General features: G+C 48.0%; 12 protein-coding genes, 4 tRNA genes and 2 rRNA genes. 2 read left to right on the forward strand and 16 right to left on the reverse strand.

The genetic code is table 11. The features are described 5' to 3' along the window. Positions 1 to 198: 198 nt before the first annotated feature. The 11 genes from rplL to DSM2777_RS01800 form a co-directional block, all read right to left on the reverse strand. Entirely contained in the window at positions 199 to 564 is a 366-nt protein-coding gene (gene rplL / locus DSM2777_RS01750) for a 50S ribosomal protein L7/L12 (RefSeq protein WP_046360936.1), read from the reverse strand. A gap of 66 nt (positions 565 to 630) precedes the next feature. Continuing rightward, entirely contained in the window at positions 631 to 1,128 is a 498-nt protein-coding gene (gene rplJ, locus DSM2777_RS01755; protein WP_025802783.1) for a 50S ribosomal protein L10, read from the reverse strand. 316 nt (positions 1,129 to 1,444) lie between these two features. After that, positions 1,445 to 2,149, reverse strand: coding sequence for a 50S ribosomal protein L1 (gene rplA / locus DSM2777_RS01760; RefSeq protein WP_025802781.1), 705 nt, complete (start codon positions 2,147 to 2,149; stop codon positions 1,445 to 1,447). Between the two features lie 3 nt (positions 2,150 to 2,152). Continuing rightward, positions 2,153 to 2,581, reverse strand: a complete 429-nt coding sequence (gene rplK, locus DSM2777_RS01765; protein WP_004089458.1) for a 50S ribosomal protein L11 — start codon at positions 2,579 to 2,581, stop codon at positions 2,153 to 2,155. A 173-nt stretch (positions 2,582 to 2,754) separates the two neighbouring features. Further along, positions 2,755 to 3,300 (reverse strand): transcription termination/antitermination protein NusG, encoded by a 546-nt coding sequence (nusG, locus tag DSM2777_RS01770; protein ID WP_025802777.1) that lies wholly within the window; start codon positions 3,298 to 3,300, stop codon positions 2,755 to 2,757. A gap of 1 nt (position 3,301) precedes the next feature. Further along, a complete protein-coding gene (secE, locus tag DSM2777_RS01775) occupies positions 3,302 to 3,685 on the reverse strand; it encodes a preprotein translocase subunit SecE (RefSeq protein ID WP_025802775.1) in 384 nt (127 codons plus the stop codon). 287 nt (positions 3,686 to 3,972) lie between these two features. Beyond that, entirely contained in the window at positions 3,973 to 5,157 is a 1,185-nt protein-coding gene (gene tuf, locus DSM2777_RS01780; RefSeq protein ID WP_038501901.1) for an elongation factor Tu, read from the reverse strand. A 116-nt stretch (positions 5,158 to 5,273) separates the two neighbouring features. Beyond that, positions 5,274 to 5,349 (reverse strand) — tRNA-Thr (locus DSM2777_RS01785). A gap of 6 nt (positions 5,350 to 5,355) precedes the next feature. After that, positions 5,356 to 5,430, reverse strand: a tRNA-Gly gene (locus DSM2777_RS01790). A 124-nt stretch (positions 5,431 to 5,554) separates the two neighbouring features. After that, positions 5,555 to 5,639 (reverse strand) — tRNA-Tyr (locus DSM2777_RS01795). A gap of 23 nt (positions 5,640 to 5,662) precedes the next feature. Then, positions 5,663 to 5,738: transfer RNA gene (locus tag DSM2777_RS01800), tRNA-Thr, on the reverse strand. 374 nt (positions 5,739 to 6,112) lie between these two features. Here DSM2777_RS01800 and DSM2777_RS01805 point away from each other — a divergent pair. Both DSM2777_RS01805 and coaA read left to right on the forward strand, forming a co-directional pair. Beyond that, a complete protein-coding gene (locus DSM2777_RS01805; protein WP_061553025.1) occupies positions 6,113 to 6,655 on the forward strand; it encodes a GNAT family N-acetyltransferase in 543 nt (180 codons plus the stop codon). Between the two features lie 223 nt (positions 6,656 to 6,878). After that, a complete protein-coding gene (gene coaA, locus DSM2777_RS01810; protein ID WP_061553026.1) occupies positions 6,879 to 7,826 on the forward strand; it encodes a type I pantothenate kinase in 948 nt (315 codons plus the stop codon). 48 nt (positions 7,827 to 7,874) lie between these two features. Here coaA and birA read toward each other — a convergent pair whose 3' ends face one another. The 5 genes from birA to DSM2777_RS01835 all read right to left on the reverse strand — a co-directional run bounded on the left by birA (position 7,875) and on the right by DSM2777_RS01835 (position 14,437). Continuing rightward, complete coding sequence (gene birA, locus DSM2777_RS01815) at positions 7,875 to 8,834, reverse strand: bifunctional biotin--[acetyl-CoA-carboxylase] ligase/biotin operon repressor BirA (RefSeq protein WP_040047218.1); 960 nt, start codon at positions 8,832 to 8,834, stop codon at positions 7,875 to 7,877. Continuing rightward, positions 8,831 to 9,868 (reverse strand): UDP-N-acetylmuramate dehydrogenase, encoded by a 1,038-nt coding sequence (murB, locus tag DSM2777_RS01820; RefSeq protein ID WP_061553027.1) that lies wholly within the window; start codon positions 9,866 to 9,868, stop codon positions 8,831 to 8,833. The genes birA and murB overlap by 4 nt, the downstream gene beginning before the upstream one ends. Before the next feature lie 139 nt (positions 9,869 to 10,007). Next, entirely contained in the window at positions 10,008 to 10,958 is a 951-nt protein-coding gene (locus DSM2777_RS01825; RefSeq protein ID WP_061553028.1) for a siderophore ABC transporter substrate-binding protein, read from the reverse strand. A gap of 334 nt (positions 10,959 to 11,292) precedes the next feature. Then, positions 11,293 to 11,408, reverse strand: a 5S ribosomal RNA gene (gene rrf, locus DSM2777_RS01830). 120 nt (positions 11,409 to 11,528) lie between these two features. After that, a 23S ribosomal RNA gene (locus DSM2777_RS01835) occupies positions 11,529 to 14,437 on the reverse strand. Positions 14,438 to 14,533 lie beyond the last annotated feature (96 nt).

The following is a 14,533-nucleotide window of genomic DNA, read 5'->3' on the forward strand; positions in this document are numbered from 1 at the left end:
TCGTTACGCTTTACTTCGGAACTCCCAAAGTGGAAAGTCGCAATATATTAAGTCGAAGATAGAAACAAGTATTGAGGGAATACTAGTGGCCAAACAGTGTGAAATACCACGAGTATCCTTTACAGCGCAAAAAGGCTGGTGACCAAAAAGTCACCAGCCATCAGCCTAATTGCTTAGGCTGCTACCAAAAGAATTGGCTTATTTAACTTCAACTTCAGCGCCAGCTTCTTCCAGAGATTTTTTCAGAGCTTCAGCGTCGTCTTTGCTAACGCCTTCTTTCAGTGCAGCTGGTGCAGATTCAACCAGGTCTTTAGCTTCTTTCAAGCCCAGACCAGTTGCGCCACGTACAGCTTTGATTACTGCAACTTTGTTAGCGCCAACAGCTTTCAGAATAACGTCAAATTCAGTTTTTTCTTCAGCAGCTTCAGCTGGACCCGCAGCAACAGCTACAGCTGCAGCAGCAGAAACACCGAACTTCTCTTCCATCATGGAGATCAGTTCAACAACGTCCATTACAGACATTTCGGAAACTGCATTCAAGATATCGTCTTTAGAGATAGACATAAAAATTGTTCCTAAAATTCAGAAATAGATTATACGTAAGCAAACGCGTTAGAAAAGAAAGGCTGATTAAGCAGCTTCTTTCTGATCGCGCAGAGCAGCGAGAGTGCGAACCAATTTGCCTGCAGAGGCTTCTTTCATGGCTGCCATCAGGCGTGCGATTGCTTCTTCGTAAGTTGGCAGAGTTGCCAGGCGGTCGATCTGAGCCGCTGGAATCAACTCACCTTCAAAGGCTGCAGCTTTAACCTCAAATTTTGCATTCGCTTTCGCGAAATCTTTGAACAGACGAGCAGCTGCGCCCGGGTGTTCCATAGAAAATGCAACTAAGGTTGGACCAACAAACGTGTCTTTCAGGCATTCGAAAGGAGTGCCTTCAACGATGCGACGCATCAAGGTGTTGCGAACAACACGCATGTAAACGCCAGCTTCACGACCTGCTTTACGCAGTTCAGTCATCTTATCTACTGTTACGCCACGAGAGTCAGCAATAACAGCAGAGTGCGCGCCTTTGGCTACTTCGATGACTTCAGCAACAATCGCTTGTTTGTCTTGAAGATTTAATGCCATTAGCTTTAGCTCCTGGATTTTGGCCGGGGAGGATTCCCCGGAACTCACATCACCTAAAACCGAAAACGGTCTAGGCGTTAAATACGGTGAGCAGAATCCAGTAATCAAAAGATTTTTTAGGTTCTGTCACCGTCTACGCAGGACGATTAAGCATCTTTCGATGCACCTGCGGTCTTGGACGGAGGTCTGGATAAGGCCAGACTCCAACCGAAAATTCGTTCGCTTTATATTCATTAAAGAATGCGCGGGCGTCAGATTTTATACAAATCTCGCGCCCGCGTAAAGCGAAAACGCAATTAGCTATTCTCTGAGAGAATTAGTTAGCTACTGCGGTCAGGCTACCCTGTTCGATTGCTACGCCAGCACCCATGGTGGTGGACAGGCTGATTTTCTTGATGAAAACGCCTTTAGCAGTCGCAGGCTTAGCTTTCTTCAGAGCAACCAGCAGAGCTTCCAAGTTTTCTTTCAACTGGTTAGAGTCGAAATCAACTTTGCCGATGGTGCTGTGAATGATGCCGTTTTTGTCGTTACGATAACGAACCTGACCTGCTTTAGCATTCTTAACTGCTTCAGCAACGTTAGGAGTTACAGTACCAACTTTAGGGTTTGGCATCAGGCCACGTGGACCCAGAACCTGGCCTAACTGGCCAACAACGCGCATTGCATCTGGAGATGCGATAACAACGTCGAAGTTCATTTCGCCTTTTTTGATCTGGTCAGCCAGATCTTCCATACCTACCAGTTCTGCGCCTGCAGCTTTAGCAGCTTCAGCGTTCGCACCCTGAGCAAATACAGCAACGCGTACTGAACGACCGGTGCCGTGTGGCAGAACGGTAGCACCACGTACGTTTTGGTCAGATTTACGAGCATCGATGCCAAGGTTGACAGCAACGTCAACGCTTTCAACGAATTTAGCAGTGGCCAGCTCTTTTAACAGAGCAACGGCTTCGGTGATGTCATATTGTTTAGTAACATCAACTTTGTCACGGATCACGCGCATGCGCTTGGTCAGCTTAGCCATTTCTTAGTCCTCCACTACCAGGCCCATGGAACGAGCAGTACCTTCGATGGAGCGAATCATCGCTTCAACGTCAGAACCAGTCATGTCCGCAGCTTTGGTTTCTGCGATTTCACGAACCTGAGCACTCGTTACTTTACCTACTTTGTCTTTGTTCGGCTTGCCAGAACCAGACTTGATACCAGCTGCTTTCTTCAGCAGTACTGCTGCTGGAGGAGTTTTGGTAACGAAGGTGAAAGAACGGTCAGAATAAACGGTAATAACAACAGGGATCGGCAGACCTTTTTCAATGCTGTCAGTCTTAGCATTGAACGCCTTACAGAATTCCATGATGTTAACGCCTTGCTGACCCAGAGCTGGACCAACTGGCGGACTTGGGTTTGCCATACCGGCTGCAACTTGCAGCTTAACGTAGGCTTGTACTTTCTTGGCCATGGTAAATATCCTCGATTGGGTGATAACGCCTCAAAAAGGCTCCCCGTTATTTGCAAAACGTTTACACGCGATACATCCAAAAATGTGGTGCGCATAAAAACAAAAGGCGCGAAATTGTAGTTCAATTTCGCGCCTCTGGCAATCAGCAATCATAGCGATCGCTTAATTTTTTATCAGCCTTTTTCTACCTGGCTAAAGTCTAGCTCTACTGGGGTCGCACGACCAAAGATAGAAACAGAAACTTTCAGGCGGCTTTTTTCGTAGTCAACTTCTTCAACCACGCCGTTAAAGTCGGCAAATGGACCATCGCTGACGCGGACCATTTCGCCTGGCTCGAACAGAGTTTTCGGACGAGGCTTATCACCAACCTGCTGCAGACGGTTCATGATAGCATCAACTTCTTTGTCACTGATTGGAGCTGGACGATCAGAAGTTCCGCCGATGAAGCCCATCACACGCGGCACGCTACGCACTAAGTGCCAGCTGGCATCTTCCATCACCATCTGAACTAACACGTAACCAGGGAAAAATTTACGTTCGCTTTTGCGACGTTGCCCGCCACGGATTTCGACAACTTCTTCTGTCGGAACCATGACTTCACCGAACAACTCTTCCATGTTGTGCAGTTTAATGTGCTCGCGCAGCGATTGAGCTACACGGCCTTCAAAACCGGAAAACGCCTGAACGACGTACCAACGCTTTTTAGGGGCTTCAGACATCTTAGAACCTCAGGCCAGTAATAAACGAAACTAAACGGACCAGAATACCATCCAGCCCCCACAGAATCAGTGACATGACGGCGGTGACCGCAGCCACGATCAATGTTGTGTGCAACGTTTCCTGACGCGTTGGCCAGATGACCTTGCGCATTTCGGTACGCGCTTCACGGGCAAATGCCACGGTAGCCTTACCTTGAGTTGTCAATAATGCTACGGCACCAGCAATTGCGATAATAACGACTACAGCCATCGCGCGCAGTGGCAGACTCACATCACGGTAAAGGAAGTTACCTACGATGGCCACGATCAGCAGCACGGCGACAACCAGCCATTTCAGCGCTTGTAGGCCGCGCCCGCTCCCTTGAGCATCGGTATTCGCACTCATAAACCAACCTGTCACTAGATTGTGAAAAACAACTTCGCCCCGCAACGCGAGGCAAACCAAACCGAATGGGTATCTTACAAGAAACAAACGCGATTAGCGCGGTTACCTCTTCAAAGAAAGAGCAAGATCAGATAAATGATCCGCTATTCGGCACGATACGCCGTACTATCAGAGCCCATCTCACCTGTAATTATGACGCTAAAACTACTGATGAGATAGGTTCTAGTATCACTAGCGTAGAAAAAGGGCATCAAATGATGCCCTTTTATCGCGTGTCGCGTCAAATCTTATTCGATGACTTTAGCAACAACACCTGCACCAACGGTACGGCCACCTTCGCGGATTGCGAAACGCAGACCATCATCCATTGCGATTGGGTGGATCAGGTTAACAGTCATTTGAATGTTATCACCTGGCATTACCATTTCCACGCCTTCTGGCAGTTCGATGGTACCGGTCACGTCAGTTGTACGGAAGTAGAACTGTGGACGGTAGCCTTTGAAGAACGGAGTATGACGGCCGCCTTCATCTTTGCTCAGAATATAAACTTCTGATTCGAACTTGGTGTGTGGCTTGATGGTGCCTGGCTTAGCCAGAACCTGACCACGTTCGATATCTTCACGCTTGATACCACGCAGCAGAACACCAACGTTCTCGCCTGCACGACCTTCGTCCAGCAGTTTACGGAACATTTCAACGCCGGTACAAGTTGATTTAACGGTATCTTTGATACCAACGATCTCAACTTCTTCACCAACTTTAACGATACCGCGCTCTACACGACCGGTAACAACAGTACCACGGCCAGAGATTGAGAATACGTCTTCGATTGGCAGCAGGAATGGCTTGTCGATAGCACGTTCTGGCTGTGGAATGTAAGAATCCAGAGTTTCAGCCAGTTCTACGATCTTAGCTTCCCACTCTGGTGCACCTTCCAGCGCTTTCAGAGCAGAACCACGGATGATTGGAGTATCATCGCCTGGGAAGTCGTACTGAGACAGAAGTTCACGAACTTCCATTTCTACCAGTTCCAGCAGCTCTTCATCATCAACCATGTCGCATTTGTTCAGGAATACGATGATGTAAGGAACGCCAACCTGACGACCCAGCAGGATGTGCTCACGAGTCTGAGGCATAGGGCCGTCAGTCGCAGCAACAACCAGGATCGCGCCGTCCATCTGCGCAGCACCGGTGATCATGTTTTTAACATAGTCGGCGTGGCCTGGGCAGTCTACGTGTGCGTAGTGGCGAGTCGGGGTGTCGTATTCAACGTGAGAAGTGTTGATGGTGATACCACGAGCTTTTTCTTCTGGCGCGTTATCGATCTGGTCGAATGCACGTGCAGAACCACCGTAGGTTTTAGCCAGAACGGTAGTGATTGCAGCGGTCAGCGTTGTTTTACCATGGTCAACGTGGCCGATAGTACCGACGTTAACGTGCGGTTTTGTACGTTCAAACTTTTCTTTAGACATCGATTGTCCCTCTAAGACACGGATAAATCGGTGATATCACCACATCAACCAAGCAAATGATTTGTATGCACTAGCTGAATATTTTACAGAATGAAATCAGAGGAGGAGAAAAGAAGTGGTGCTGATACCCAGAGTCGAACTGGGGACCTCACCCTTACCAAGGGTGCGCTCTACCAACTGAGCCATATCAGCAATACTTGGAGCGGGCAGCGGGAATCGAACCCGCATCATCAGCTTGGAAGGCTGAGGTAATAGCCATTATACGATGCCCGCATCCTAGAACTCGGCTACCTGATTGTTCTGTAGAGTTTTGTATCAATGAAGTGAGATCCTCACTGGTACATTTTGAGATGTAGGATTAAACCACACCTCAGGCCCTATCTCTAAGGCGAATAAATGGTGGTGGGGGAAGGATTCGAACCTTCGAAGTCTGAGACGGCAGATTTACAGTCTGCTCCCTTTGGCCGCTCGGGAACCCCACCACTTTGGTGTTGCTTTTACTTGATGGTGCCGGCTACCGGAATCGAACTGGTGACCTACTGATTACAAGTCAGTTGCTCTACCAACTGAGCTAAGCCGGCATCAAGTGGGTCGCATTCTAGGTAGTGATCGTGCTCTATGCAACAAAAAAATTCAATTTTGCGCACCTTCGGTCAGAAAACAGTCAAAAACGTCTTTTAGACCGTTTAATTGCTCATAAAATAGCAAGTTTGTACGCCTCACAGGTTGCCTCACATCAGTCAGAATCACGTGTTTCACAGCCACTGTGGCGTAATCAAAAATAAATATTTATGACCACAATCACACTTTCTGATGCACTCATTTTATGGCTTCTGCACCAATACAAAGCAAAAGCTACACTTATTAGTGTTGACTCCCCTGCGTAATAAGCAGTTCTGCATCTTGGCCTGCTCTTTGCTTATACCAAGTCATGACCCGACTGGAGGAATCACCGATGAAGATTGTGCTGCTTAACGATGCCACCTTGCCAGTATACCGCAGCGAGCTTGCTCTGCTTTTGACGGATGCTGTCGCTACCGGAGCCTCTTTGGGATATGACACACAGATTGATCATTACGATGCCGAATGCTACTTCCATAGCCTGCGGCCCCTGATTGCCAAGGGAGAGTTGTTATTATGGATAGCCCGCGATGAGCACCGTGTAATTGGGACAGTCCAGCTTTCTCTTTGCCAAAAGCCCAATGGCCGCAATCGGGCGGAAATTCAAAAACTCATGGTTCACAGCAGCGCACGTCGCTTAGGGGTTGCGCACCAGCTGATAGTCACGCTTGAGAAATCAGCTATGCAGGCGCATCGAGGCTTACTCTATTTGGATACTCAGGCAGGATCGGCGGCAGAAGCTTTCTATCGAACGGAAGGTTATCGATGCATGGGTGAAATCCCAGACTACGCCTGCACGCCTGACGGCCAATATCACCCTACCGCGATCTACTACAAACGCCTCTTCGCCGTTGCCCAACCAGCAAAAGCCAGCTGAGTTCTCCTAGCGGTGGCACATTTATTTTTAGCCACCGCATTTTTCCTTTCTTACATTCCCCTCATCTCTTGATTGCATTACAACCATTACGTAGATTGAGTCAAAGTTTTAAAAAAAAACACTACGACAATAACGAAGCTGATTATAATGTGCAGCTCGTTATCCATCTGGAGTTGGCGTCTGTCGCCGTTCCCGACCCGCGCTAACAGGCAGAATTGGGCATATGAAGAAAGATCAATCTTTGGCGACACCGTATCTACAGTTTAGTCGCCAACAATGGGCTGCACTGCGTAACTCCGTTCCATTAACGTTAACGGAAGAACAAATTGCTAATCTAAAGGGTATTAACGAAGATCTTTCGTTAGAAGAAGTTGCTCAAATCTATCTGCCGCTTTCTCGCCTACTTAATTTCTATTTCAGCTCAAACGTTCGTCGCCAAGCTGTCCTCGAACAGTTTTTAGGCACTAACGGCCCTCGCATTCCTTACATCATTGGAATTGCAGGTAGCGTAGCTGTTGGGAAAAGCACCACGGCTCGTGTATTACAGGCTCTATTGAGCCGCTGGCCAGAACATCGTAAAGTTGAGCTACTGACAACCGATGGCTTCCTGCACCCAAATAAAGTGCTACAAGAACGCGGTTTGATGAAGAAAAAAGGATTTCCGCAATCTTACGATATTCAAAATCTCGTGCGCTTTGTTTCTGAGATTAAATCCGGCGCTCCGCGAGTGACAGCTCCGCAATATTCTCACCTGATCTACGACATTATTCCTGACAGCTGCAAAGTCATTGAGCAGCCAGATATTCTTATTCTGGAAGGATTGAATGTTCTGCAAAGCGGCATGGATTACCCACACGATCCACATCGTGTTTTCGTGTCTGACTTTGTAGATTTCTCAATTTATGTCGATGCGCCGGAGGATTTACTCCAAGGCTGGTATATCAATCGATTCTTGAAATTCCGCCAAGGTGCATTTTCTAACCCGGACTCATACTTCCACCACTACTCTCAGCTACCAGAATCAGAAGCTGTTGAAATAGCGACAAATTTATGGAAAGAGATCAACGGGTTGAACTTAACACAAAACATCCTTCCTACGCGTGAACGCGCAAGTCTGATCATGACTAAGGATGGAAACCACGCCGTTGAAAGCGTGCGTTTGCGTAAATAACCCGCTGAGACTTGCTGGAATAGGGCATCATTTTTGATGCCCTTTTTGTTATGCGCCGCGCAGTGAAATTTCACCGCCGATGAACGGCGTCACTTCACCTTCTCGGTCTAGCAGCAGCGCCCCTTGAGCATCGATACCGCGAGCGATCCCGTAAATTTTTTGCTCACCAATCAGTAAATTAACCGGACGGTCGATAAAATTATCAAGCTCACGCCAGCGTTCAACAAAAGGAGCCAAACCACGTGTTTCAAAATCAATCAACGTATCTCGCAGTCGCTTCAATAACCGAGCAACTAACTCATTACGATTGATTTTAACGCCAGCTTCCTGAAGATTAATCCACTGTTGATTAACGATCGAAGTATCTGGAGAGCGCATAGATAAATTGATTCCAGCACCAATAACAATATTGGCAGCATCACCGGTTTTTCCCGTCAATTCGACGAGAATACCCGCTAATTTCTTATCGTTGAGGTAAAGATCGTTGGGCCACTTCACTTTCACATCTGGAGCACCAAGCTCGCGCAACACTTCGGCCATCACAATCCCAATCACCAAACTTAGGCCCATCGCCGCCGCTGGCCCTTGCTCTAAACGCCAGAACATAGAGAGGTATAGATTGGCACCAAAAGGTGAAAACCAGTGCCGGCCACGACGACCACGACCCGCTTGCTGATATTCAGCTACACATGCATCACCAGAGCGCAGTTCGTGTATACGATCGAGTAGATACTGGTTAGTGGAGTCAACTACAGGGAGCACCGTTACGCCACCTTCGGGTAGCTGTTTTGTAATCTCTTGCTCATCAAGCAGCTGCATCGGTGATGGCAGGCTATAGCCTTTCCCTGGAACCGTAAAAACATCGATGCCCCAATCACGGATTGTCTGGATATGCTTATTGACGCCCGCTCGGCTCATTCCCATCAGCTCACCCAAGTATTCACCTGAATGAAACTCACCATCGGAGAGAATGTTGATTAAACGTAGGGGCACGCTGATATCTTTCATGACAAAACCTCAACCGCGTTAACTTCACCAGTAGCAGATATAAAACGAACCTCAGGTTCTAGCCACACACCAAATTTCTCTGCAACCCTGTTGCGTACAGCTTGCGCCAACATAGCAACGTCAGCACTCGTAGCATGATCTTTATTAATTAAAACCAATGCCTGTTTCTGATGCACTGCGGCTCCGCCAACCTGAAACCCCTTAAGGTCACAGCGGTCGATAAGCCAACCCGCAGCGAGCTTCATATCACCCGATGCTTGTGGGTACATAGGGGCATCAGGGAATAGCGTTTTAATCTGCGCCGCAACGGCTGCCGTCACTACTGGGTTTTTAAAGAAACTACCGGCGTTGCCCGTTTCATGGGGATCTGGCAGTTTGGTCTTACGCATATGACAAACTGAATCAAAGACCTGCTTCGGTGTTACCGTTTCACGGGGCAGCTGTGTTAAGTCACCATAGTTCAATACCGGCTGCCATAGCTTCTCTAAACGTAAACCAACAGCGGTAATCGCATAACCATCACGGTAGTTATGCTTGAAAATACTTTCCCGGTAGCCAAAATGGCATTCATCGGCAGTTAAGCGGAAGAGTTCATTGGTGCGTAAATTCAATACATCGACATAGTCACAAACTCTTTGGAATTCGATCCCATAAGCACCAATATTTTGAATAGGCGCAGAGCCCGCACATCCAGGAATCAACGCAAGGTTTTCAAGCCCAGACATGCCATGCTCAAGTGAATACTTCACCAGTTCATGCCAATTCTCTCCCGCCCCCACATGCAGTCGCCAGCTATCACTATCTTCAGTAATAGAGATACCTTTAATACGATTAAGTAGTATGGTTCCAGAAAAGTCTTCTAAAAATAATACGTTACTACCTTCGCCTAAGATCAATACAGGATCATGTCGATCAACTGCTAGGCGCCAGAATTCCGCTAAAGAATCCGGTGATGTCGCAACAATAATATCTTTGGCTTTGGCGTTGATTCCAAATGTAGTGAATTTGGTAAGCGATGTAGGGCTATTAGACATGAAACAAGGATCTCATCCTGACTAAACTATGCTTAGTCTAACCGATCCTTTCTTCAAATTTTTGGATAAATAGATGTGTAACCAGAAGAGAATAAAAATGGCGGTAATATCTCCTACCGCCGTTCGTAGCAACTTATTGCTAAAGCGCGTTTGCTACCTCGGTGAGTTGTGCAGCGCTGCTCTCTAAGCCTGCTCCCGATAAATACCAAAGATCGGGCGTCAGATAGACGATCTTTCCATTTTTAAAGGCTGGGGTCGAACGCAGGTTGTCATCTTCAAATTTTGCTTTATCCAAAGGCGTCGCTCCGATAGCCGCACTGCGGTCAACAATGAAAATGATATCCGGTTCTGCCTGAGCGATATCATGCGTTGTTAAAGGTACACGCTTCTTATTGCTATCCTCTGACTTTGCTAGAGCAACCTTCGCCTGTTTCATCCCTAATACATCAAAAACAATAGGCTGATGAGTCACACCAAAATTGCCATTGTTATGTATCAACGTTAGAGCCGTAAGATTCTCCGGCGCTTTATCAGACTTTATGGACGCGATTTGTTGAGATAAAGCCTCGATATAACGAGCAACGTCATCTTTTTTATTAAAGATCTGGCCTAATAATTCAGCATTTTTCTTCACAGATGCGAAATATGTATTCTGATCGGTAGCTAAACTGATCGTTGGTGCGACGGCGGAAAGCGCAGCATATGCATTGCCCTGACGGCCTGTGATAATAATTAAATCAGGCTGCAGCAATGTAATCGCATTTAAATCAGGATCTTTCATTCCCCCGACGTCAGCAATTGAAGGGGATACCTTGCCTTTTATATAGCTAGGTATTGATTTTGGCAGACCAACAACGTGGCTTGCGAGCCCTAGTTTTTCCAGTGAATCATAGGTACCAAAATCAAACAGAATGACTCGTTGTGGGTTTTTATGGATCTGAGTAACGCCGGCAGCGTGTGTAATGCTCAATGTATCTGCTGTCGATGCAGTTACATGAGCGATTACGGCCTTTGTAGGCTCTTTTGCTGCTGAACAATAGCTAGTAAAAGACAAAATAGAGGAAAGAATAACCAGAGAAATGTTTTTCATAATGCGCATCCAAGCGGAAATAAGAGATTCGCATTCTAGATAGAGCAGGAAATATGTCAATGCAATTGATAATTAATATCAATAATGACTAGACATTTATTCTTTTCAAATTCCCCATAACAAAAAACCCCAGCCTTTCGACTGAGGTTCTTTACTTTAATTAAAGCCTGGCAGTTTACGCTGGGCTTCCTGCCCAGCGCCCTTCGGGCCAACGCTACGCGTTGTTCAACATCGTTCCCGACGATGTTGTCCTACTCTATCGAGACGCTTACCGACAAAATTTACACAAAACAAAAAGGCCATCCTTTCGGATGGCCTATTCGTTTTAATTAAAGCCTGGCAGTTCCCTACTCTCGCATGGGGAGACCCCACACTACCATCGGCGCTACGGCGTTTCACTTCTGAGTTCGGCATGGGGTCAGGTGGGACCACCGCGCTATCGCCGCCAGGCATATTCTGTTAATTAACCCGTGCTCCGTATCTCTACAGCTCACCAGTCAATCCAATCTGTTCAACAAGCCTACTCTTTGAGTTTCGCGTCTCTGCGTCTTAAAACACCTTGGGTGTTGTAAGGTTAAGCCTCACGGATCATTAGTACTGGTTAGCTCAACGTATCGCTACGCTTACACACCCAGCCTATCAACGTCTTAGTCTTAAACGTTCCTTTAGGAGACTCAAGGTCTCAGGGAAGACTCATCTCGAGGCAAGTTTCGCGCTTAGATGCTTTCAGCGCTTATCTTTTCCGCATTTAGCTACCGGGCAATGCCATTGGCATGACAACCCGAACACCAGTGATGCGTCCACTCCGGTCCTCTCGTACTAGGAGCAGCCCCTCTCAATCTTCCAACGCCCACGGCAGATAGGGACCGAACTGTCTCACGACGTTCTAAACCCAGCTCGCGTACCACTTTAAATGGCGAACAGCCATACCCTTGGGACCTACTTCAGCCCCAGGATGTGATGAGCCGACATCGAGGTGCCAAACACCGCCGTCGATATGAACTCTTGGGCGGTATCAGCCTGTTATCCCCGGAGTACCTTTTATCCGTTGAGCGATGGCCCTTCCATTCAGAACCACCGGATCACTATGACCTACTTTCGTACCTGCTCGAGCCGTCACTCTCGCAGTCAAGCTAGCTTATGCCATTGCACTAACCTCACGATGTCCGACCGTGATTAGCTAACCTTCGTGCTCCTCCGTTACTCTTTAGGAGGAGACCGCCCCAGTCAAACTACCCACCAGACACTGTCCTCAATCCCGATTAGGGACCGGAGTTAGAACATCAAACATTAAAGGGTGGTATTTCAAGGTTGGCTCCATGCAGACTGGCGTCCACACTTCAAAGCCTCCCACCTATCCTACACATCAAGGCTCAATGTTCAGTGTCAAGCTATAGTAAAGGTTCACGGGGTCTTTCCGTCTTGCCGCGGGTACACTGCATCTTCACAGCGAGTTCAATTTCACTGAGTCTCGGGTGGAGACAGCCTGGCCATCATTACGCCATTCGTGCAGGTCGGAACTTACCCGACAAGGAATTTCGCTACCTTAGGACCGTTATAGTTACGGCCGCCGTTTACTGGGGCTTCGATCAAGAGCTTCGCCTTGCGGCTGACCCCATCAATTAACCTTCCAGCACCGGGCAGGCGTCACACCGTATACGTCCACTTTCGTGTTTGCACAGTGCTGTGTTTTTATTAAACAGTTGCAGCCAGCTGGTATCTTCGACTGGCTTCAGCTCCATCCGCAAGGGACTTCACCTACGCGCCAGCGTGCCTTCTCCCGAAGTTACGGCACCATTTTGCCTAGTTCCTTCACCCGAGTTCTCTCAAGCGCCTTGGTATTCTCTACCTGACCACCTGTGTCGGTTTGGGGTACGATTCAATGTTACCTAGAGCTTAGAGGCTTTTCCTGGAAGCTTGGCATCAACTACTTCATCACCGTAGTGACTCGTCATCACGCCTCAGGGTTAATAAAAGCGCGGATTTACCAACGCTTTCCCCCTACACGCTTAAACCGGGACAACCGTCGCCCGGATAGCCTAGCCTTCTCCGTCCCCCCTTCGCAGTAACACCGAGTACAGGAATATTAACCTGTTTCCCATCGACTACGCCTTTCGGCCTCGCCTTAGGGGTCGACTCACCCTGCCCCGATTAACGTTGGACAGGAACCCTTGGTCTTCCGGCGAGCGGGTTTTTCACCCGCTTTATCGTTACTTATGTCAGCATTCGCACTTCTGATACCTCCAGCAACCCTCACAGGCCACCTTCAACGGCTTACAGAACGCTCCCCTACCCAACAACACCTAAGTGTCGCTGCCGCAGCTTCGGTGCATAGTTTAGCCCCGTTACATCTTCCGCGCAGGCCGACTCGACCAGTGAGCTATTACGCTTTCTTTAAATGATGGCTGCTTCTAAGCCAACATCCTGGCTGTCTATGCCTTCCCACATCGTTTCCCACTTAACTATGACTTTGGGACCTTAGCTGGCGGTCTGGGTTGTTTCCCTCTTCACGACGGACGTTAGCACCCGCCGTGTGTCTCCCGTGATAACATTCTTCGGTATTCGTAGTTTGCATCGAGTTGGTAAGTCAGGATGACCCCCTAGTCGAAACAGTGCTCTACCCCCGAAGATGAGTTCACGAGGCGCTACCTAAATAGCTTTCGGGGAGAACCAGCTATCTCCCGGTTTGATTGGCCTTTCACCCCCAGCCACAAGTCATCCGCTAATTTTTCAACATTAGTCGGTTCGGTCCTCCAGTTAGTGTTACCCAACCTTCAACCTGCCCATGGCTAGATCACCGGGTTTCGGGTCTATACCTTGCAACTTGACGCCCAGTTAAGACTCGGTTTCCCTACGGCTCCCCTATTCGGTTAACCTTGCTACAAAATATAAGTCGCTGACCCATTATACAAAAGGTACGCAGTCACCCCATAAAAGAGGCTCCCACTGCTTGTACGTACACGGTTTCAGGTTCTATTTCACTCCCCTCGCCGGGGTTCTTTTCGCCTTTCCCTCACGGTACTGGTTCACTATCGGTCAGTCAGGAGTATTTAGCCTTGGAGGATGGTCCCCCCATATTCAGACAGGATGTCACGTGTCCCGCCCTACTCATCGAACTCACAACATATGCATTTTCAAGTACGGGGCTATCACCCTGTATCGCCGGACTTTCCAGACCGTTCCTCTGACACATACGCTGATTAAGGTTCTGGGCTGTTCCCCGTTCGCTCGCCGCTACTAGGGGAATCTCGGTTGATTTCTTTTCCTCAGGGTACTTAGATGTTTCAGTTCCCCTGGTTCACTTCGTTAAGCTATGTATTCACTTAACGATAGTGCAACGAATTGCACTGGGTTTCCCCATTCGGAAATCGTCGGCTATAACGCTTCATATCAGCTTACCGACGCTTATCGCAGATTAGCACGTCCTTCATCGCCTCTGACTGCCTAGGCATCCACCGTGTACGCTTAGTCACTTAACCTCACAACCCGAAGGTGTCTCTTAATGAACACGGTTACGAACCGGTTCAAGACAGCATTCAAGATTGCAAAAAATTGAGAGACTGCTTAATGCTAAC

It is taken from the genome of Obesumbacterium proteus, from assembly GCF_001586165.1.
Classification (GTDB): Bacteria; Pseudomonadota; Gammaproteobacteria; order Enterobacterales; family Enterobacteriaceae; genus Hafnia; species Hafnia protea.